Genomic DNA, 20510 nt, shown 5'->3' with positions numbered 1-20510 from the left:
CTTCTATATTTGTTCAATCAAATGGATCAATTCCTCTTTACTTGGCAACACCATTTTATATTTACTAGCAAAAATTTGTTCATTATTTTCAGGTAATGTGTATTCTACAACTAAATCACTTTTATTCTGACACAGAACTAATCCAATTGTTTTATTCTCCTCTTCGAAACGCATTTCTCTGTCATAATAATTAACGTACATTTGCATTTGACCTAAATCCTGATGTTTTAATTCTCCTATTTTTAAATCAATAAGAACGAAACATTTTAATATTCGGTTATAAAAAACCAAGTCAATTCTAAAATGTTTATCATCAAACGTTATTCGTTTTTGCCTGGCAATAAAAGCAAAACCATTGCCCAATTCTAACAGAAAATGTTCTAATTTATTGATGATTTCTTCTTCAAGTTCATTTTCTGAATATTGATTTAACTCTGGTAAACCAAGAAATTCAAGAATGTAAGGATCTTTGATTATATCTTTTGGCTTCTCTATAATTTGTTCTTGTTGAGACAGTTTTAAAATCGCTTCCTTATCTCTGCTTAAAGACAATCTGGTATATAAAGCAGTATCATACTGTCGCTTTAATTCCCGAACGCTCCAATTATTTTTTGCGGTTTCAATTTCGTAGAAACTTCTTTCATTAGAATCATCAATACGCATTAAGAATATGTAATGAGTCCACGTAAGATTGAATAAATTCTTATTTTTAAATAATGTAGTCAGTGACTGTGTTTTTCCATTCTCAAAATTCGTCATCAGTGATGACGAATTTGAATCATCAGAAATCCACGTCAACGATGCGGAAATTGAATAGGTTTTGTAAAATTTCCTCATTCGATCAAGACTTTCAACAGAAAACCCTTTTCCAAACTCTTGATTCAGCTCTTTTGAAAGTCCTTTTAATAATTGCTTACCATACTCAGCGCGATCTTTTCCATTTTGCTCTTCTTCAACAATCATTCGGCCAATCTCATAATAAGTATAAACCATAGTATGATTTATAGCTCGTACTACTTGTTGCTTTGATTGCTGCAGCAAATCTACAACTTGAGAGAATAATGAATTGTTATGAAGATTATCCATAATTAATTATAACATTATTTAATTTTTTCTCGCGATGAGACGGTTCTTAATAATTATTAAACTTCAATAACATCTAATTCAACCTTCAAATTTTTAATAATAAACTCTTGTCGGTCAGGTGTGTTTTTACCCATATAAAAAGATAATAATTGCTCAATCGACGTGTTTTTATCCATCATCACAGGATCTAAGCGAATGGTTTCTCCAATAAAATTTTTAAACTCATCTGGCGAAATCTCTCCTAAACCTTTAAATCGGGTAATTTCTGGCTTTGGCTTCAATTTTTCAATTGCTTCTTTTCGTTCGTCATCTGAGTAACAGTATATCGTTTCTTTCTTATTTCGAACTCTAAAAAGTGGAGTCTGCAAAATGTATAAATGTCCTTCTTTGATCAATTCAGGAAAAAATTGCAAGAAAAATGTAATCAATAAAAGGCGAATGTGCATTCCATCGACATCGGCATCAGTTGCAATTACAATATTGTTGTAACGCAACTTTTCAAGTCCATCCTCGATATCTAATGCGGATTGTAATAAGTTGAATTCTTCATTTTCATAAACAATTTTCTTACTCATCCCGTAAGAGTTCAAAGGTTTTCCACGCAAACTAAAAACAGCTTGTGTGTTAACATCTCTGGATTTGGTAATGGAACCTGACGCTGAATCTCCCTCGGTGATAAAAAGCGTACTTTCTAAATTTCTAGGATTTTTTGTATCTGGAAGGTGCGCACGGCAATCTCTCAATTTTTTATTATGCAAATTTGCTTTCTTAGCTCGATCTGTAGCTAGTTTTCTAATTCCAGATAATTCTTTACGCTCTCTTTCTGCCTGCAAAATTTTGCGTAATAATGCATCTGCAGTAACAGGATTCTTGTGTAAATAATTATCTAATTTTGTTTTTACAAAATCATTTACAAAAGTTCGTACTGAAGGCATTCCCACTTCGGAACCCATATCAGTCGAACCTAATTTGGTTTTGGTTTGTGATTCAAAAACCGGCTCCATTACTTTAATGCTAATTGCAGTAACAATAGATTTTCGAACATCTGAAGCTTCAAAACTTTTATTATAAAATTCGCGAATCGTTTTTACAATCGCTTCGCGATAAGCGGCAAGATGAGTTCCTCCTTGAGTTGTATTTTGCCCATTTACAAACGAATGGTATTCTTCGCTATATTGCGTTTTACTGTGTGTCAAAGCAATTTCAATATCTTCGCCTTTCAAGTGAATAATAGGATATTCTAAATCTTCAGCACTGATAGTTTCCTCTAATAAATCTCTAAGTCCGTTTTCAGAAAAGTATTTCTCACCGTTAAAAATGATCGTCAAACCATTGTTTAAGTAACAATAGTTTTTAAGCATTTTGATAATATACTCATATCTAAATTTATAATTTTTAAAGATTGATTCGTCTGGAATAAAAGTAACCTTTGTTCCTTTTCTCTTTGTGGTCTCAATTATATCTTCCTCAAGAACTAAGTTCCCAGCTGAAAATTCTGCTGCTTTTTGTTTTTCATCTCGAACAGATTCGACACGAAAATAGTTCGATAAAGCATTTACAGCCTTTGTACCTACTCCATTTAATCCCACGGATTTTTTAAACGCTAGAGAATCATATTTCCCTCCTGTATTCATCTTAGATACAACATCAATCACTTTTCCCAAAGGAATTCCACGACCATAATCTCGTACGGTAACGGTTTTATCTTTGATTGTAACTTCAATTGTTTTCCCAGCACCCATGACAAATTCATCGATACAGTTGTCTAAAACTTCCTTTAAAAGAATATAAATACCATCATCTGGTGAAGAACCGTCTCCCAGTTTCCCAATATACATTCCAGGACGCATTCGAATGTGTTCTTTCCAGTCTAATGACCTAATGTTATCTTCGGTATATTGATTTTGATCGGACATTGTAAATTTTGTAGATTTTAACTTTGTTCTTTTTGGTTTTTACTTTTTAGCTTAACCTAGAGCGCGCTAATATAGTGTTATTCGATATATTTTAAAAGAGCTTCGCTCCAAAGTTATAAAAATGATGTCGACAGCAATAAACCAATTGATCTTAGGATTCTATTCCTAAAACTTCTTGGGCAAGCGTAATCATTTTAGGAGTTCCCGTATGTTTATTTTTTTCATCTGATAATTTCACAACACCTTCCCAGCGACCGTTTTCAGTTTTAGTATCCGTAAGTTTAATCACCATATTCATAGCAGGTAAACCTACATCATTGCTAAAGTTTGTTCCAATTCCAAAAGACATTTTTATTTTTCCTCGACAAAACTCAGCAATAACTTTTACCTTTTCTAAATTCAAAGAATCAGAGAAAACAATAATTTTAGATTTTGGATCGATTCCCATTTTTTGGTAATGTTCAATTGTATTTTTAGCAAACTCAATTGGATCTCCACTGTCTTGTCGGACTCCGTCAAATAATTTAGAAAATTTCTTATTGAACTGTTCGAAAAACACTTCACTTGTATATGTGTCAGTAAGTGCAATTCCTAAATCTCCTTGATATATTTTTGTCCAGTTTTCGAGACTGATTGCATTAGCCACTTTGAATCCGTATTCTGAAGCATGATACATAAACCATTCATGTGCATGGGTTCCCGAGGGTTTTCTGTTTTGTAACATTGCTAAATACACGTTACTAGTTCCTAAAAAAGTATTAGCACCAAAAGTATCTAATGTTTCATTAACTAATTTTTGAACTTCAAAAGAATATCGGCGACGGGTTCCAAATTCTAAAATAACAACCCCCATACTATTATAACTTTCTATTTTTGATTTAGTAATGCTTTTAACTTCATCATCATCTACACGAATTAAATTTTGAGACGCATAAAAAAGTTCTGAAATTAACGCCATTACAGGAACTTCCCAAAGAATTGTTCTATACCAATATCCTTCTATCGTAACTTTCAATTCACTTCCCTCCTGCTCAATTGTTACTTCGGAAGGATCGTATTGATAGCCTTGTAAAAAATCTAAATAAGTTGGATCTAAATAAGGACAATTATCGGCAAGGAATTTTTTTTCGGCGACGGTTAATTTTAAATAAATCATCGCATCAACAGCTTCACGAAGTAAATCGGCAAAATGTGGTGGGAATTGATGTTTGCCACGATTTATGAATGCATAACGAACTTCAGCTTTTGGGAAAAGTTTGATTACTGCATGTTGCATCGTGAATTTATAAAAGTCATTATCTAAAATAGAATATAATTGAACTGAAATCATTCCCACTTTAAAAATTATCTACTATTAAATTTTGCAATTCTTTACGTGATTCAATATTACTAATTTCCTGTTTTTCAATGTTAAAATTATCATCGAAGCTAGGTAATGAGAAAGATGCCTTAATGTTTCCCCCATAAAATGGAAAAGCATTTTTTGCAATTCCTAAAACGATTGTAGCGCCATTTACACCTGTAGAAGTGGCCATCAGAAGCATAGGTTTGTCTTGAAAAACTTCTTTTTTAATACGAGTGCACCAGTCGAAAACATTTTTGAAAGCAACAGTATAATTTCCGTTATTTTCAGCTAGTGATACAACTAAAAGATCTGCACTTGCAATTTTAGCTAAAAAACTGTGAGCTAATTTGTGCTCACCTATTTGTTTTTCAATGTCAACAGTGTAAATAGGCATTTCGTAATCGTTTAAATCTAATACTTCGACAGCAGCATTTTCGAATAAGTGGGCAGCATAAGTTGCTAATTTTTTATTGATAGAGTTTTTACTAGGGCTTGCGCCAAAAGCGATTATTTTCATGAAAATTTATTTTTTTTAAATGTACTAAAAATAAAATAATAGCACTCATTTTTTTACCCCAGATTGTAGTGCAAAGCATTTTTCTTGAACGCTATATTATTTATTAACCTTAAAGAGCGACTGGAAGAAGCTCCTTTATGGTCCTACAAAAAAAACGTTCTAGGAAAATCTTGAAACGGAAAGCTGGATTTAGTTCCAAAGAAAGTGTTCTGTGTTCAGTGCGTGGTATTCAATTTGCGAGTCACAAAAAAGCCGCAGAATTTCTTCTACGGCTTAAACTATTATCTATACTCGTTATTAAATTTTCTCGGAAATTAAACGTTGAAACGGAAATGCATTACGTCACCATCTTTCACGATATATTCTTTCCCTTCAACTTTGAATTTTCCAGCCTCCTTACATTTAGCTTCTGAACCGAAATGAACAAAATCCTCAAAAGCAATAACCTCAGCACGGATAAAACCTTTTTCAAAATCAGTATGAATAACTCCTGCAGCTTGTGGTGCAGTCGCTCCAATATTAATTGTCCAGGCGCGAACTTCCTTAACACCTGCTGTAAAATAAGTTTGTTGTTTTAACAATTTATATGCGGCACGAATTAAAACAGATGCTCCTGGCTCTTTCAAACCCATATCTTCCAGAAAAACTTGGCGTTCCTCATAACTTTCTAATTCGGTTATATCAGCTTCGGCACCTACAGAAAGGATGATAACTTCTGCATCTTCATCTTTTACTAATTCTCGAACTTGATCTACATATTTGTTACCATTTACTGCTGAATTTTCATCAACATTGCAAATATACAAAACTGGTTTTGCTGTAATTAATTGAAAAGATTCCATTAAAACTTCTTCATCATTACCTTGCGGAGTGATTGTTCTAGCAGATTTTGCTTGTAGCAACGTTTCTCTTATACGGTCTAAAAGTGCTTTTTCAGTTTGCGCTTCTTTATTTCCTGTTTTAGCAGCACGATTCACTTTCTCTAATCGTTTCTCTACCGTTTCTAAATCTTTTAATTGTAACTCGATATCGATTGTTTCTTTATCACGAATTGGATTTACATTTCCGTCAACATGAACAATATTATCATTGTCAAAACAACGCAAAACGTGGATAATAGCGTTACACTCTCTAATATTCCCTAAAAATTGATTTCCTAAGCCTTCGCCTTTACTTGCTCCTTTTACCAGTCCCGCAATATCAACAATATCAACTGTTGCCATTTGTACACGCTCTGGTTTTACTAATTCTTCTAATTTTTCAATTCTGGAATCTGGTACATTTACCACACCAATATTAGGCTCAATAGTACAAAAAGGAAAGTTTGCACTCTGTGCTTTTGCATTTGATAAACAATTAAATAATGTTGATTTTCCAACATTTGGCAATCCTACAATTCCTGCTTTCATACTATTTTCGATTACAAATAGCAGTTGTCTGCTACACGTTTATAATAATTACTTTTAAAAGTTTGCAAATATAAGATTAAATAAATGCTAGTTAGCATATTCCTTAAATTATTGACTTGCTTTTTACTGCAATACGAATTAAAAAAACAATTAACTAAATTTATACATTTAGCAACAATTAAGTCAAGCTTTAATCAAATATCAGATTTTTTAGTAAAATATCCCTCTTTACTGCCAGAAAGTTATAAATATAGTATATTGCGTTGATTAATTTAATCAAGAACCAAAACCAAATTATTATGAAAAAAATTATTTTACTTTTATTTCTGTTTAATGCTTCGTTTCTTTTTGCTCAAAAGGAAATCTCAGGAACCGTAACAGACAATTCTGGTGCGGCATTGCCAGGAGTTAATATTGTCGAAAAAGGAACTTTTAATGGAGTTTCTACGGATTCAAATGGTGCTTATCGAATAAAAATAAAAGAAGGCGCTATATTGATTTTCAGTTATGTAGGATTTTCTAATTTAGAAAGAATAGCGGATAGCGCAATTTTAAATGTTGTCTTATCCTTAGATGGTGGACAAGTTTTACAGGAAGTTCAAATTGTGGGTTCGCGAAATACAAAAAGAACCGTTGTAAACTCTGCTGTTCCAATAGATATTATCAGTGTTAAAGATGTAACCACTCAAAGCGGAAAATTAGAAATTAATGAATTATTACAATATGTAGCACCTTCATTTAACGCTAACAAACAATCAGGTTCTGATGGCGCAGATCACGTAGATCCTGCTTCATTAAGAGGTTTAGGACCAGATCAAACTTTAGTTTTAATTAATGGAAAAAGAAGACATCAATCGTCCCTTATCAACCTTTTTGGAACTCGAGGACGTGGAAATACAGGAACAGATTTGAACGCGATTCCCGCGGCTTCCATTAAAAGAATTGAAATACTTAGAGATGGAGCTGCAGCTCAATATGGTTCTGATGCAATTGCTGGTGTAATCAATATCGTTTTAAATGACGATGTAAACGAATTGACTGGTACCGTAACTTATGGTGCTTTTAATACAAATGCAAAAGGTGATTTTCCAGCAGGTACAGCAAATACCGATGGAAATCGTTTGGATCAAAACGGAAATGGGAATTCAATAGGAAAAAATCAATCATTTGACGGTGGATCTGTAAAAGTTGCAGCCAACTATGGTGTTGCAATTGGCGAAAAAGGAGGTTTTGCAAATTTCACAACAGAGTATATCAACAAAAATAAAACCTTGCGCCCGGGATTCGATTTTAGAAAAGGTTTTGGTGAAGCTGCAATTCAAGGTTTCAATCTTTTTGCAAACATGGTAATTCCAATTTCTGACAAAACGGAATTTTACGCTTTTGGTGGAAGAAATTTGAGAGATACTGATGCCTACGCATTTACAAGAGGAGATGGTGCACGAGTAGTAGAAAGTATTTATCCAGGAGGTTATACACCAAGAATTACTTCTAACATAATCGATAATTCTATGGCGGCTGGTTTTAGAACCGAAACAGCAGGCGGCTGGAAAATAGATATCAGCAATACCTTTGGTAAAAATCTTTTCCACTATTACACTAAAGGAACGATAAACGCTTCTCTTGAGGATGCTTCTCCAACAGATTTTGATGCCGGCGGACATAGTTTAAGTCAAAACACTACTAATTTTGATATTTCTAAAAATTATGACACTGTACTAAGTGGATTAAATCTTGCTTTTGGAGCAGAATTTAGAACAGAGAAATTTAATATTTTTGCAGGTGAGGAAGGTTCATATGCAACTTATGACATCAATAGAAGACCTATTACAGATCCTCAAAATCAAACAATCCCTTCGATTCCAAATCCTGATTATGATGCTGCAGATCCTAGTTCTCCAATGACTCTGCCTAGACCAGGAGGTTCACAAGGTTTTCCAGGATATAGTCCGCTCAATGTAGTGGATAGAAGTAGAACTAACTTATCGCTTTACACTGACGCTGAATTAGATATAACTGATGCCTTTTTAATAAGCGGAGCAGTTCGTTTTGAAAATTATAGCGATTTTGGTAGTACATTGAATGGTAAATTAGCCATGCGAATCAAAGCTAATAAAAATATTAATATTAGAGGATCAGTAAGCACTGGTTTTCGTGCGCCATCATTAGCCCAAGTTTATTACAATTTAAGATTTACTAACTTTAGTTCAGCTGGAGCAACAGAAGTTTTGCTTTCGCCAAATAATAGTCCTGTTACTAAATCTTTCGGAATTGAAAAATTAAATGAAGAAAAAGCAGTGAATGCCTCTCTAGGATTTACAGCTAATTACGGCGATTTTACAGCTACAATTGATGGGTATTTAATTAATGTAAAAGATAGGATTGTATTAACGGGTTATTTCGATGCAACTCCGCTAGGAGTTGGTGTAGATAAAGCACAATTTTTCGTAAATGGCGTAGATACTAAAACTACCGGACTAGATGTTGTTTTAGCTTGGAAAAAAACAATTAACGAAAGTAAAATTGGAGTAACATTAGTGGGTAACATTAATGATATGAAAATTAATAAAGTAAAAAATGGTAATTTACCAGCTGGTGCATTTTTTGGAGAACGCGATAAAGGATTTTTATTAGCATCAGCTCCAAATAATAAATTTGGTCTAAATTTTAATTATAATAGAAAAGATTTTGATGCTGGATTGGCCTTTACAAGATTTAGTGAAGTAAAATTGCTAGATTATCAAATGGATGAAGATGTGGCTGATTATGGATCGTTTGCTGATCAAGTAAAAGCAGCAACGGATACTTACGGTGCAAAAATTGTAACTGATTTAACTCTTGGATATAAAATTAGTAAGGCTGCAAAAATTACTATTGGAGCAAATAATTTATTAAATGTTTATCCTGATCAGCAAGATGACTGGGTTGAAGGCGGAGGATATTGGGATGCTGTTCAAATGGGTTTTAGTGGTGCCTATTACTACTTAAGACTTGGTTTTAATTTATAATAAAGATATTTCATTGTATGAGGAAGGGCGGTCGAAAGACAGCCCTTTTTTTTTAATAGAAATAATATTTAATAAAGATTTCCAAATTAATGTTGATCAAAGGCCTAGATATTTTTTTAAAATGAAATACTACAAGAACCGCAAACATTTAATTTACTATAGAACAAAAAAAAACCTATTTACAAAAAAATAAATAGGTTTTGTAATTGAATTAAATATTCAAGCTACTCGTTGTGTAAAAACGCTTGTCTGTTTAACAGCGTTTCTTCTGACTCAACATGACTATCATCAGGAACGCAACAATCTACAGGGCAAACTGCAGCGCATTGCGGTTCATCATGAAACCCTTTACATTCCGTACATTTTCCTGGAACAATATAGTACACTTCATCAGAAATAGGAGTTTGTGCCTCATCAGAGTCCACTTCTGTTCCATCTGGCAATATTACTTTACCCTTAAGTTTTGTTCCATCTTTATATCTCCAATCGTCTGCTCCTTCGTATATCGCTGTATTTGGGCATTCTGGCTCACAGGCACCACAATTAATACATTCGTCTGTTATTATAATTGCCATTGTTGTTTATTTTAAAGCATAAATAATAAGTTCATGGGTTCGTTTTAAAACTTGTCTTTTTATACCAAAGCCTAATTACTTTATCCTTATTTTTGTGCAAAATTACAATCAAAACAATTGATAAACAAACATTATGACATTAGAAACAAAAAAAAATGTATTTGTCGAATTAGGGAGATTTCTGAGTCAATTTTCCGAGAATAATTCACTTAAAAATCCATCCGTTTTATATAATGAAATATTTTTTGAAGCATTTATAGATTTAATCCAACTATCCCAGTCTCATAATGGTTGGTACACACCCCAACAGGTTTATTTCTCGATTCAGTCTTGGGCAGAAGCATTAACAGAGGAAAATTTAGATGAATGGCTTTCTGGATACGATTTAGAAAATAACAAATCGAAAAATGTGGCTTTGATTCTTGCGGGAAACATTCCGTTAGTGGGTTTTCACGATTTTTTATCCGTTTTAATTACTGGAAATACAGTTTTAATAAAAACCTCATCAAATGACCAGCATTTACTTCCTTTTCTTGCCAAATATATGATTGCAGTTGAGTCAGAATTTGTCGCTAAAATAAATTTCGTAGATGGAAAATTAGAAAATTTTGACATGGTTATAGCTACTGGAAGCAATAACACAGCTCGCTACTTTGAATATTATTTCAAGAATAAACCATCAATCATTAGAAAAAGTCGAAACTCGGTAGCTGTTTTAAACGGCAGTGAAACAAAGGAACAACTAGCCGCCTTAGGGGAAGATATTTTTAGATATTTTGGTCTAGGATGTCGAAATGTTTCTAAACTTTTTGTACCAAAAGACTATTCTTTTGTTCCATTTTTTGAAGCAATTTTCGAGTATCAAGATGTTATTCATTACGAAAAATATGCTAATAATTACGATTACAACAAAGCAGTATTCCTGATGAGTAATTTTAAATTGCTTGACAACGGATTTTTAACTTTGAAAGAAGATAAGAGCCATGCTTCACCTATATCAAGCGTGTTCTACGAAAATTATGAAAACATAGCTGAACTTGAAAATCGTTTAGAAGAAGAAAATGAAAAAATACAATGTATTGTTAGTAATAATTTAATCCAAAAAAGTATCAGTTTTGGGCAAACTCAAAAACCTGCTTTATGGGATTACGCTGATAATGTAGACACTATTTCGTTTTTGTTAACAACAAACTAATAAAATGTTCAATATTTATGCATTATTTTCCATTTTTTAAAGTCCGATTTCCGAAATTTGCTTTTTAATTTTTTGGATTTAAACTACACCATGAAAAAACACAACTACAGCGCAGGACCTTGTATTTTACCGCAAGAAGTTTTTGAAAAATCAGCACAAGCTATTTTAAATTTTAATAATTCAGGTTTGTCACTCCTAGAAATATCACACAGAAGCAAGGATTTTGTGGCAGTTATGGATGAGGCTAGAGCACTTGCGCTTGAACTTTTAGGTTTACAAGGAAAAGGATATCAGGCTCTTTTTCTTGCTGGTGGAGCAAGTTTAGAATTCTTGATGGTTCCTTACAACTTGATGAAAGAAAACGGTAAAGCTGCTTACCTTGATACAGGAACTTGGGCAAATGGAGCAATAAAAGAAGCAAAACTTTTTGGAGAAACCGTTGTTGTTGCATCATCAAAAGAACAAAATTATAATCATATACCAAAAGGATTCACAGTTCCAAATGATGCTGATTATTTTCACTGTACAAGTAATAATACTATTTTTGGAACGCAAATGAAGGTATTTCCATCAGTAGATATACCTGTAGTTTGCGACATGAGTTCTGATATCTTTTCTAGAGTTATCGACTTTTCTAAATTTGATATTATTTATGCTGGAGCTCAAAAGAATATGGGTCCTGCAGGTACGACATTAGTAATTATCAAAGAAGATATTCTAGGTAAAAATGGCAGAGTGATTCCTAGCATGTTGGATTATGCAAAGCACATTAAGGCCGAAAGTATGTATAACACTCCTCCCGTTTTCCCTGTTTACGCTTCGTTATTGACTTTACAATGGTTGAAAAACCTTGGTGGAATAGCAGCAATTGAAAAAATTAATAATGCGAAAGCTGCATTGATTTACACTGAAATAGATAGAAATCCATTATTTAAGGGAGCTGCCGCTATAGAAGATAGATCTAATATGAATGCTACTTTTCTTTTAAATGATGAAAATCATGCTGCTACATTTGATGCCATGTGGAAGGCCGCAGGGATTTCTGGATTACCAGGACATCGTTCTGTAGGTGGTTATAGAGCTTCAATGTACAATGCATTACCGTTAGAAAGTGTGCAAGTATTAGTAGAGGTAATGAAAGAATTAGAATCTAAAATTTAAATTTAAACTCTCGTAAACAAGGAGTTACTGCAATAAAAAAAAAACAGAAAGCTTGACGAAAACGCTAGCTCTGATAGTAGTATAAATTTTTTTTTGAGCCTTTATCGGCTAATGAAAAGATTGCAGCGGATAGCAGTAAATAAGCCTTAATAATATAACAAAATTAACTTTGAGAACCAAATGACTTTGTTTCTCGCAACAATATAAATAATGAAAGTATTAGCCAATGATGGAATTTCAAAAAGTGGAATTTTAGCTTTAGAAAAAAATGGATTTGAAGTTATAACTACAAAAGTAGCACAAGAGCAAGTGGCTAATTTTGTAAATGATAATGACGTAACTGTAGTTTTAGTAAGAAGTGCTACAAAAGTGCGCCAAGATATTATTGATGCTTGTCCTGGATTAAAAATAATTGGCCGCGGCGGTGTTGGAATGGATAATATTGATGTGGACTATGCTAAAAGCAAAGGAATTCATGTGATAAATACGCCTGCTTCATCATCTGAGTCAGTGGCCGAATTAGTGTTTGCACACTTGTTTTCAGGTGTTCGTTTTTTACATGATTCTAATAGAAATATGCCTTTAGAAGGGGATACAAATTTTGATGGTTTAAAAAAAGCATACGCAAACGGAACTGAATTAAGAGGAAAAACACTTGGAATTGTTGGAATTGGACGAATTGGACAAGCTACTGCTAAAATGGCTTTAGGTCTCGGCATGAAGGTCATTGCAGCTGATAGTTTCATTCCACAAGTTGATGTAAAAGTAGATTTCTTTGATGGTCAATCCATAACAACTACAATTGTATCACAGTCATTAGAATCTTTGTTTAAAGAAGCTGATTTTATCACATTACACGTTCCTGCACAAAATGGTTATATCATAAGTGAAAAGGAATTAGCAATGATGAAAAACGGTGTAGGAATTGTAAATTGTGCTCGTGGTGGTGTTATTGATGAAGTTGCATTAGTAAAAGCATTGGACAGCGGAAAAGTGTTATTTGCTGGTTTAGATGTATTTGAAAATGAACCCAATCCTGAAATGGCGATTTTAATGAACCACAAAATCTCTCTAACTCCTCATATTGGGGCTGCAACTGGAGAGGCACAAGATAGAATAGGTACTGAGCTAGCCTCGCAAATAATTAAATTACTAAAATAAATTTCAGTAATTAAGTACAAAAAAGGATTTATTAACTAGTTTAGTAAATCCTTTTTTAGTTCAATTTAATTTCTCCTATAAATAAAAAATTGTTTCAACAATTACTACAATTAACAAAGCTAAAGGGAAAAGCAACTGTTATTTAGTCTTATGCTATTCCAAATAGAAAGAATGAAGCGGTAATAACTAAAACCATTAGCTTGATTTTTTCTGGACTACAAAAAATGGTTTCGGAGAGCGATGTCGAGTTGCTTGCCGAATTGTTAAATAGAAATAAAGTTTAAAATAGTACTAACCCAACTATTCAAAATATGACTGCCTAAGTAACAATTAATCTTGGCGGTAAATTTAGTCTAAGTAACAAAATGGCCACTGGAGTTGCTGCTGATAGGAGGCCTTAAATTTTAGGTACTTTAACATGAAAGACACAAAATACTAATACTTCTAGCTTCAATGGTTTACATATTGTGATTGCTTTGTCTGGCAGTGACGATCAAAACTCTGCAATTATGGCCCCAATTTCAAAATATGGTGCGCAATTTGGTTTAAATCAAAATTCAGATGGTAAAGTAGATCTCTCAAATGCTTAGAATGTTGTACTAAAAAACGGCGGTACAATAGATGAAATTTTTGGAAAACAATTTGAAAAATAAAATACATTCATCATTCACTTAAAGTGATTTGGATTAAAAAAATGGCTATTTTTTATGTCGTCCTTCTAATAATCAGTTGTTTATTTTTTTGTAATTTTATGGTAAAATAGGAAAGATTATGAAAAACACCATTTACATATTAATTATCATGCTTGGTATTATCATTGGTTGCTCTACCTCTAACAAAATAATCAGTGAGAAAAAGCAAATGACTGGAACTAAAAATGATACTATTAGAATTACAAATGAAGAACTCGAATATGAAGTTATCATTATTGACCCTGGTTTTAATACATGGCTAGATTCACGAGCGCTACCACGGAACTATTATTCTCAAGCGTATCTTGAAAACAAAAATCAAATGTATGTAACGGAATGGAATATTAGAGCTTCACAGCCGATGCGTTACAATCCAAATTTATATGAGATGACAATTAATTATAATTCTATTACTGATTACGGTTATGAAGTAAATTATCTTATTTACAATTATATGGTGTATTTCCAAAACACTTACAAACAAAAACTGTTCGGTAATGTACCCTTAAGATAATGTTATTACCTTTGCGTTAATTAGAATATATAATGAAAAAGCTCAAAGAGCGTTGGAAAATCGAGAGCAATTTCCAACTGACAATTGTATTTATCGTTTTTGCAATCACAGGTTCCGCGTCAGCATGGCTGTCAAAACCATTTTGCTTCTGGATTGGAATAACAAAGGAAGATTTTAGTTTGTGGTTTACTCCTGTCCGTTTAATTGTCATTTTTCCCATTTACCAAGTGCTATTAGTTGCAATCGGATTTCTTTTTGGACAATTTAAATTTTTCTGGAATTTTGAGAAGAAGATTCTTAAAAGATTAGGTTTGGGATTTCTTTTTAAATCATAAAAAACGCCTCAATTAAGAAGCGTTTTGTTTTTTTATCAGATAATTGTAAATCCAAGTCAGTGTAAATGTGGGAATAAAATCAGAAAAAGGTAAAATTTCTTCAACAAAAGTTATCACTCCTCCTATTTTTCCAATTGTCCCTTTGTACATCCATGTCATTAAGAATCCAGCGATGGGAGCCCAAATAACATCTGAAAACTCGCCAAAAAATGGAATTGTAAAAGATAACATCCCAATGCTGTCAAACAAAAGTCCTAAAAATAAATTTCTAGTTTTATTTGTATCAATGCTAACCACTTGAGCTTGTTCCATCATATCAGTTAAATATTTTTATTTAGCTAACAAATCTAATGCCAATTATTTTTTAAGTTTATTTTGATATAACTTTTTCAATTTATCAATTTTTGGTGTAATAACATAACTACAATATCCTTGCGTTTTATTTTGATTATAATAATTTTGGTGATAATCCTCGGCTACATAAAATTTCGATGCATCAGAAATTTTAGTTACAATAGGCTTTCCAAATGTGTTTTCACTTGTCATCAAAGCGATATAATCCTCTGCTAATTGCTTTTGTGCTGGATTATGACAAAAAATTTCACTTCGATATTGTGTTCCTACATCAGCACCTTGACGATTTAAAGTTGTTGGATCATGAGTTGCAAAAAATATTTCTAATAACTCGCCAAAACTTATTACGGTAGGATCGAAAGTGATTTCAATAGCTTCAGCGTGTCCTGTATTTCCAGTTCCAATTTCACTGTAAGTTGGATTTACAGTTGTACCTCCTATATATCCTGAAATAACTTTTTTAACTCCTGTTAATTCTAAAAAAACTGCTTCTGTACACCAAAAACATCCTCCAGCAAATGTTGCTACCTCAATTCCTTTTTCTATTTCCATATTTTTTGTTTCTAAAACTTTAGGCATTATAATATTCTTTTCTTTAGCACAAGAAAAAAAAGGCAGTAGTGCAAAAAAAAGTCCTGTCAATTTTTTCATTTTTTTTTAATTTACATCAAAGTTAAATATTTATGAAAACCAAGTATCTGTCATTAACTAAAGTTTATAGTTTGTCTTAGCAAAATAACAACTATCGCAATTCATTCTAATAAAAATCTTTGTTTCTTTGTAAAAATTGTCAAAAATGATATCCATAAAAAATTTACATAAATATTACGATCAATTACACGTATTAAAAGGCGTTGATCTGTATATTGCTGAAGGAGAAATTGTTTCTATCGTTGGTGCTTCTGGCGCAGGAAAAACAACACTTTTACAAATTTTAGGTACTTTAGATAAACCGAGTATTCTAACTCCTAATTATCCTGATAGAAATAAAAAAATAATAACATCGCTATTGATTAACGATCAAGATATTCTTACTATGGATGATAAAACTTTATCTAAATTCAGAAATTTAAATCTTGGTTTTATCTTTCAGTTTCATCAATTATTACCTGAATTTACGGCTTTAGAAAATGTTTGTATTCCCGCTTTTATTGCTAATAAATCCAAACAAGAAACAGAAATTGAAGCTAAAAAATTATTAGACTATCTAGGTTTATCGCATAGAATTAATCATAAACCTAACGAGCTTTCTGGCGGTGAGCAACAACGTGTAGCTGTAGCCCGAGCATTGATCAACAAACCAGCTATTATTCTTGCCGATGAGCCCTCTGGAAATTTAGACACTGCTTCTGCTGAAAATTTACATCAACTTTTTTTTAAATTAAGAGATGAATTAGGACAAACTTTTGTGATTGTTACTCATAATGAAGATCTTGCTAATATGGCCGACAGGAAATTAATTATGGTTGATGGTCAAATTAGCAATTAGGATTTTGCAATTAGATATAACACTAATTATGCTTGTTGTAATGTCAAATTAGCTTTAAAAAACGAATAAAATAGCTATCAAATAAAAAATAGTGTTTACATTTTAAATTATGATTAATTCAGAACTTAAAGATTTTCTTGAAGAAAAGGTTCTTCAATACAATACACTCGAATTTATAGAAAGTGATCCCGTACAAATACCACATCTTTTTACTCAAAAAGAAGATATTGAAATTGCAGGTTTTTTAAGCGCAACTATTGCTTGGGGAAATCGCAAAATGATTATCAGTAACTCGCATAAAATGTTAGAATTAATGGGGAATGCGCCCTTTGATTTTGTAATGTCACATTCTGATAAAGATTTACAAACGTTACAATCTTTTGTGCACCGAACATTCAATGGAAATGATTTTGCTAGTTTTATTCAAAGTTTACAAAATATCTATTTGAACCACGGTGGACTTGAAGCTGTTTTTAATAAAAATCAGCAGGCCGATTCGATGCAAAAAAGCATTCATGAATTCAAGAAATTATTTTTCGAAATCCCACATCAGTATAGAACACAAAAACACGTTTCAGATCCTTTGAATAACTCTGCTGCAAAGAGAATCAACATGTATTTGCGCTGGATGATTCGTCAAGACAATAAAGGCGTCGATTTAGGGATTTGGAAAAGTATATCTCCAGCGGCCTTATCCTGTCCACTAGATGTACATTCTGGCAATGTAGCGCGAAAATTAGGGCTGTTAAATCGCAAACAAAATGATGGAAAAGCGGTTGCTGAATTAGATCTACAACTCCGAAAATTCGATAATCAAGATCCTGTAAAATACGATTTTGCGCTATTTGGACTCGGTGTTTTTGAAGGATTTTAAAAATGCAACAAGTTGTTTAAAAAGCTCATAATACCGAAATACTTTTTTTTAACGTACCTTTGCACAAAATAGCATTTTATGAGCACTTTTGAGCAATTCAATCTTCCAAAATCAGTACAAAAATCAATTGATGATTTAGGCTTTACAACACCTACACCCATTCAACAAAAAACTTTTTCGGTAATTATGTCGGGAAGAGATATGATGGGTATTGCTCAAACGGGAACCGGTAAAACATTTGCTTATTTACTTCCATTATTAAAATTATACAAATTTACGCCAGGACATACTCCTAAAATAGTCATTCTAGTTCCTACTCGTGAACTAGTTGTTCAAGTAGTGGAGGAAGTAGAAAAATTGACAAAGTATATGTCAGTTCGCACCGTTGGAATCTTTGGTGGCGTTAATATTAATACTCAAAAAACCATTGTTTACACTGGTTGTGACATACTTGTAGGAACTCCTGGAAGAATAATGGATTTAACGCTGGATAATGTCATTCGGTTTGAAGAAATGCAGAAACTCGTAATTGATGAATTCGACGAAATGTTGAATCTAGGTTTCCGTACGCAATTGACTGCTATTCTTGCTATGATGCCTAAAAAACGCCAAAATATACTTTTCTCAGCAACAATGACTGATGAAGTAGATGCAATTTTAAATGATTATTTTGATTACCCTGAAGAAGTTACGCTCTCTGCATCAGGAACACCACTAGAAAACATCAAACAAATTACCTATCAGGCTCCAAATTTCAATACTAAAATAAACCTTTTAAAGCACTTATTGCATAATAACGAAGACATGAGTCGTGTTTTAGTATTTGTGAATAATAAGAAAATTGCTGATTTAGTTCAGGAGCGTATTGAGGAGGATTTTGAAGATCAATTTGGAGTGATTCACTCTAATAAATCACAGAATTATCGTTTAAGTACCATGGCTTCATTTCAAGAAGGAAATTTACGTGGTTTGATTACCACTGATATTATGGCTAGAGGTTTAGATATTTCTAATATTACTCATGTTGTCAATTTTGAAATGCCTGAAATGCCTGAACTGTATATGCATAGAATAGGTAGAACAGGTCGTGCTGACGCTAAGGGAACTGCTATCAGTTTGATTGCTCCCAGAGAAGAGGAATACAAAGTTGAAATTGAAGTATTGATGAATATGGAATTGTCAATTGAGGAATTCCCTGAAACTGTAGAAATCTCATCAAAATTAATAGAACCTGAAAAAGACCGTCAACCAATTAAGTTTTTAATGAAAAAACAAAAATTAGATGGAGACGGTGCATTTCAAGAAAAAAGTAAAAAGAATAAAAAAGTAAACTTAGGCGGTCCCGGCGTAACTAAGAAAAAAACGCATGGATCGGTGAACAGAAACATGGTAAAAACAAGAGATAAAAAAAGAAAAGATAAAAATAAATAGTGGTCTTAAAGTAGTTATCAATTTTCCGTGATTAGCTTTTAAATTATTTATTTTTCATTTTTCAGAGAAGACTAGACAAACTGGCGAACATAAATTAATCTTCTTTTTAGTGTCCGTTAGCTTTCCATTTTTTTTATTTCGCCTGAAAATAACTACATCATTTGTGTATTGATGTGCTACTAAAAGAAAATTTCCAGTTGGATCAATAACAAAGTTTCTTGGTCCTTTTCCTAACGTACTGTTTTGCGCTACAAATTTTAATCTTCCATTTTTAAAAATTTTAAAAGTCGAAATATTATTGGCAGTTCCTCGATTTGTAGCGTAAAGGAATTTTCCATCAGGAGAGATATGGATATCTGCAGCACCTATGGTACCTATAAAATCTTTAGAAATCAGGCTATTTTCTCCTTTTTGTTTCAAAATTCCATTAAAATAACTAAAAACTGTTATTGATCCAGCAAGCTCATTTAAAAGATAAATAAATTTTCCGTTTTTACTAAAAATTAAATGTCGCGGGCCGTTTCCGGATTTTACAGATATACTGTCTTTAATTTTCAAAATTTCATCAGATGAATCAGGATTATACGCATAAGAAAAAACCTTATCAATACCTAAATCATTTGCTAAAACATATTTGTTATCTGGCGAAAAGTAAACCATGTGTGCATGCGGTTTCTCCTGTCGGTAAGAATTATGCCCTATTGCGTAATGCTGTATCACTTGTTTAGCTTTTGAAATACTGCCATTACTTTCTTTCCCAAAAACAGCAATAGTTCCGCTCGAATAATTAGCAACTATCACATTTTTATTATCATCTATTATGTAACAAGGATCCTCACCTTTAGAATTTTCCTTATTCAAAAAGTGTAATTTTCCAGTATTTGATTCGAATTTAAAAGAACTTACCGTGCTATTCGCTCCATTCTCATTAACAGCATAGACAAAGTTTTTATCTTTTGAAATTGTCAAATAACTCGGATTAATTACATTTTCTGTTGCGTTTTTATAATTAAAATCCCCTGTTTTTGAATCAAAATCATATACATAAATACCTTTACTGTCGCATTTTGTAGTGTAAGTTCCAATTAATAAGTTAAGTTTATTGTGTTGTGCATGCGAGTTAACAAAAGCACACAAGAATAAAAAAAGGAAGAGAGAATTTTTCATGATAATAAATTTGTGGAAAAGCTAAAAACGCTTTAAATAATTACCAAAAATAAAAAACTATTTCTTTCAAAACATATATTTGAACAGAATTTAGAAACTAATTTCACTGAAATATAAATTTACTTAAGTGTTCTAGAGACATAAAATTAACCTAAGATAATTTGTAAATAAGCTTTAGAAACTTCGTCATTTAGTACAATTAATGAGTTTCATTTCAAAAAACAATAAACAAATTTGTATTTTCGCTGATAAAATTCAATAAACTTCATTGAAATGAAAAA

The 20510-nt window shown here is 32.3% G+C and carries 18 protein-coding genes; 9 read left to right on the top strand and 9 right to left on the bottom strand.

Features of this window, described 5'->3' with window-relative positions; all coding sequences use genetic code 11:
- Window positions 1-3 precede the first annotated feature (3 nt).
- The 5 genes from BUA99_RS08875 to ychF form a co-directional block, all read right to left on the bottom strand.
- Entirely contained in the window at window positions 4-1086 is a 1083-nt protein-coding gene (locus tag BUA99_RS08875) for a PDDEXK nuclease domain-containing protein (RefSeq protein WP_072991047.1), read from the bottom strand.
- A 56-nt stretch (window positions 1087-1142) separates the two neighbouring features.
- On the bottom strand, window positions 1143-3002 hold the full coding sequence (locus BUA99_RS08870; protein ID WP_072991045.1) for a DNA topoisomerase IV subunit B: 1860 nt from the start codon (window positions 3000-3002) through the stop codon (window positions 1143-1145).
- A gap of 151 nt (window positions 3003-3153) precedes the next feature.
- The gene (gene pncB, locus BUA99_RS08865; RefSeq protein ID WP_072991470.1) at window positions 3154-4332 is read right to left on the bottom strand and encodes a nicotinate phosphoribosyltransferase; all 1179 of its coding nucleotides are present in this window, start codon (window positions 4330-4332) and stop codon (window positions 3154-3156) included.
- A gap of 7 nt (window positions 4333-4339) precedes the next feature.
- Window positions 4340-4864 carry an NADPH-dependent FMN reductase gene (locus BUA99_RS08860; RefSeq protein WP_072991043.1) on the bottom strand — a complete coding sequence of 175 codons (525 nt, stop codon included), beginning with the start codon at window positions 4862-4864 and terminating at the stop codon, window positions 4340-4342.
- A 314-nt stretch (window positions 4865-5178) separates the two neighbouring features.
- Window positions 5179-6273 carry a redox-regulated ATPase YchF gene (gene ychF, locus BUA99_RS08855; RefSeq protein ID WP_072991040.1) on the bottom strand — a complete coding sequence of 365 codons (1095 nt, stop codon included), beginning with the start codon at window positions 6271-6273 and terminating at the stop codon, window positions 5179-5181.
- Between the two features lie 299 nt (window positions 6274-6572).
- Between ychF and BUA99_RS08850 the strand changes: the two genes are divergently transcribed.
- Window positions 6573-9281, top strand: a complete 2709-nt coding sequence (locus BUA99_RS08850) for a TonB-dependent receptor (RefSeq protein ID WP_072991037.1) — start codon at window positions 6573-6575, stop codon at window positions 9279-9281.
- Between the two features lie 224 nt (window positions 9282-9505).
- Here BUA99_RS08850 and BUA99_RS08845 read toward each other — a convergent pair whose 3' ends face one another.
- The gene (locus tag BUA99_RS08845) at window positions 9506-9856 is read right to left on the bottom strand and encodes a 4Fe-4S dicluster domain-containing protein (RefSeq protein WP_072991034.1); all 351 of its coding nucleotides are present in this window, start codon (window positions 9854-9856) and stop codon (window positions 9506-9508) included.
- A gap of 133 nt (window positions 9857-9989) precedes the next feature.
- Between BUA99_RS08845 and BUA99_RS08840 the strand changes: the two genes are divergently transcribed.
- From BUA99_RS08840 to BUA99_RS08820, 5 genes are all read left to right on the top strand, one after another.
- Window positions 9990-11051, top strand: coding sequence for an acyl-CoA reductase (locus tag BUA99_RS08840; protein WP_072991031.1), 1062 nt, complete (start codon window positions 9990-9992; stop codon window positions 11049-11051).
- A gap of 90 nt (window positions 11052-11141) precedes the next feature.
- Window positions 11142-12212 carry a 3-phosphoserine/phosphohydroxythreonine transaminase gene (gene serC / locus BUA99_RS08835; protein ID WP_072991028.1) on the top strand — a complete coding sequence of 357 codons (1071 nt, stop codon included), beginning with the start codon at window positions 11142-11144 and terminating at the stop codon, window positions 12210-12212.
- 210 nt (window positions 12213-12422) lie between these two features.
- Window positions 12423-13373, top strand: a complete 951-nt coding sequence (locus tag BUA99_RS08830) for a D-2-hydroxyacid dehydrogenase (RefSeq protein ID WP_072991025.1) — start codon at window positions 12423-12425, stop codon at window positions 13371-13373.
- A 771-nt stretch (window positions 13374-14144) separates the two neighbouring features.
- On the top strand, window positions 14145-14579 hold the full coding sequence (locus tag BUA99_RS08825; RefSeq protein WP_072991022.1) for a DUF6146 family protein: 435 nt from the start codon (window positions 14145-14147) through the stop codon (window positions 14577-14579).
- Window positions 14580-14611: 32 nt separating this feature from the next.
- Complete coding sequence (locus tag BUA99_RS08820; protein ID WP_072991019.1) at window positions 14612-14914, top strand: DUF6787 family protein; 303 nt, start codon at window positions 14612-14614, stop codon at window positions 14912-14914.
- 12 nt (window positions 14915-14926) lie between these two features.
- Here BUA99_RS08820 and BUA99_RS08815 read toward each other — a convergent pair whose 3' ends face one another.
- On the bottom strand, window positions 14927-15226 hold the full coding sequence (locus tag BUA99_RS08815) for a hypothetical protein (RefSeq protein WP_072991016.1): 300 nt from the start codon (window positions 15224-15226) through the stop codon (window positions 14927-14929).
- Between the two features lie 45 nt (window positions 15227-15271).
- Entirely contained in the window at window positions 15272-15919 is a 648-nt protein-coding gene (msrA, locus tag BUA99_RS08810; protein WP_394333242.1) for a peptide-methionine (S)-S-oxide reductase MsrA, read from the bottom strand.
- Between the two features lie 145 nt (window positions 15920-16064).
- Between msrA and BUA99_RS08805 the strand changes: the two genes are divergently transcribed.
- The 3 genes from BUA99_RS08805 to BUA99_RS08795 all read left to right on the top strand — a co-directional run bounded on the left by BUA99_RS08805 (window position 16065) and on the right by BUA99_RS08795 (window position 19062).
- The gene (locus BUA99_RS08805) at window positions 16065-16757 is read left to right on the top strand and encodes an ABC transporter ATP-binding protein (RefSeq protein WP_072991013.1); all 693 of its coding nucleotides are present in this window, start codon (window positions 16065-16067) and stop codon (window positions 16755-16757) included.
- A 109-nt stretch (window positions 16758-16866) separates the two neighbouring features.
- Window positions 16867-17631 (top strand): TIGR02757 family protein, encoded by a 765-nt coding sequence (locus BUA99_RS08800; protein ID WP_072991010.1) that lies wholly within the window; start codon window positions 16867-16869, stop codon window positions 17629-17631.
- A gap of 78 nt (window positions 17632-17709) precedes the next feature.
- Window positions 17710-19062 (top strand): DEAD/DEAH box helicase, encoded by a 1353-nt coding sequence (locus tag BUA99_RS08795; protein WP_072991008.1) that lies wholly within the window; start codon window positions 17710-17712, stop codon window positions 19060-19062.
- Window positions 19063-19116: 54 nt separating this feature from the next.
- Here BUA99_RS08795 and BUA99_RS08790 read toward each other — a convergent pair whose 3' ends face one another.
- Complete coding sequence (locus BUA99_RS08790) at window positions 19117-20229, bottom strand: lactonase family protein (RefSeq protein ID WP_072991005.1); 1113 nt, start codon at window positions 20227-20229, stop codon at window positions 19117-19119.
- Window positions 20230-20510 lie beyond the last annotated feature (281 nt).

Origin of the sequence: Flavobacterium segetis, assembly GCF_900129575.1 — a bacterium.
Lineage (GTDB): Bacteria > Bacteroidota > Bacteroidia > Flavobacteriales > Flavobacteriaceae > Flavobacterium > Flavobacterium segetis.
Note: the sequence above shows the minus strand (reverse complement) of the source record. Positions and strands in the feature narration are given on the sequence as shown.

What these genes read in the sequence shown, in the direction of transcription:
- BUA99_RS08800 (WP_072991010.1), top strand. Translation starts at nt 16,867, where the DNA reads ATGATTAATTCAGAACTTAAAGATTTTCTTGAAGAAAAGGTTCTTCAA.
- pncB (WP_072991470.1), bottom strand. Translation starts at nt 4,332, where the DNA reads ATGATTTCAGTTCAATTATATTCTATTTTAGATAATGACTTTTATAAA.
- BUA99_RS08830 (WP_072991025.1), top strand. Translation starts at nt 12,423, where the DNA reads ATGAAAGTATTAGCCAATGATGGAATTTCAAAAAGTGGAATTTTAGCT.
- BUA99_RS08870 (WP_072991045.1), bottom strand. Translation starts at nt 3,002, where the DNA reads ATGTCCGATCAAAATCAATATACCGAAGATAACATTAGGTCATTAGAC.
- BUA99_RS08875 (WP_072991047.1), bottom strand. Translation starts at nt 1,086, where the DNA reads ATGGATAATCTTCATAACAATTCATTATTCTCTCAAGTTGTAGATTTG.
- BUA99_RS08795 (WP_072991008.1), top strand. Translation starts at nt 17,710, where the DNA reads ATGAGCACTTTTGAGCAATTCAATCTTCCAAAATCAGTACAAAAATCA.
- BUA99_RS08845 (WP_072991034.1), bottom strand. Translation starts at nt 9,856, where the DNA reads ATGGCAATTATAATAACAGACGAATGTATTAATTGTGGTGCCTGTGAG.
- BUA99_RS08820 (WP_072991019.1), top strand. Translation starts at nt 14,612, where the DNA reads ATGAAAAAGCTCAAAGAGCGTTGGAAAATCGAGAGCAATTTCCAACTG.
- BUA99_RS08860 (WP_072991043.1), bottom strand. Translation starts at nt 4,864, where the DNA reads ATGAAAATAATCGCTTTTGGCGCAAGCCCTAGTAAAAACTCTATCAAT.
- BUA99_RS08805 (WP_072991013.1), top strand. Translation starts at nt 16,065, where the DNA reads ATGATATCCATAAAAAATTTACATAAATATTACGATCAATTACACGTA.
- ychF (WP_072991040.1), bottom strand. Translation starts at nt 6,273, where the DNA reads ATGAAAGCAGGAATTGTAGGATTGCCAAATGTTGGAAAATCAACATTA.
- BUA99_RS08840 (WP_072991031.1), top strand. Translation starts at nt 9,990, where the DNA reads ATGACATTAGAAACAAAAAAAAATGTATTTGTCGAATTAGGGAGATTT.
- BUA99_RS08825 (WP_072991022.1), top strand. Translation starts at nt 14,145, where the DNA reads ATGAAAAACACCATTTACATATTAATTATCATGCTTGGTATTATCATT.
- msrA (WP_394333242.1), bottom strand. Translation starts at nt 15,919, where the DNA reads ATGAAAAAATTGACAGGACTTTTTTTTGCACTACTGCCTTTTTTTTCT.
- BUA99_RS08790 (WP_072991005.1), bottom strand. Translation starts at nt 20,229, where the DNA reads ATGAAAAATTCTCTCTTCCTTTTTTTATTCTTGTGTGCTTTTGTTAAC.
- serC (WP_072991028.1), top strand. Translation starts at nt 11,142, where the DNA reads ATGAAAAAACACAACTACAGCGCAGGACCTTGTATTTTACCGCAAGAA.
- BUA99_RS08815 (WP_072991016.1), bottom strand. Translation starts at nt 15,226, where the DNA reads ATGGAACAAGCTCAAGTGGTTAGCATTGATACAAATAAAACTAGAAAT.
- BUA99_RS08850 (WP_072991037.1), top strand. Translation starts at nt 6,573, where the DNA reads ATGAAAAAAATTATTTTACTTTTATTTCTGTTTAATGCTTCGTTTCTT.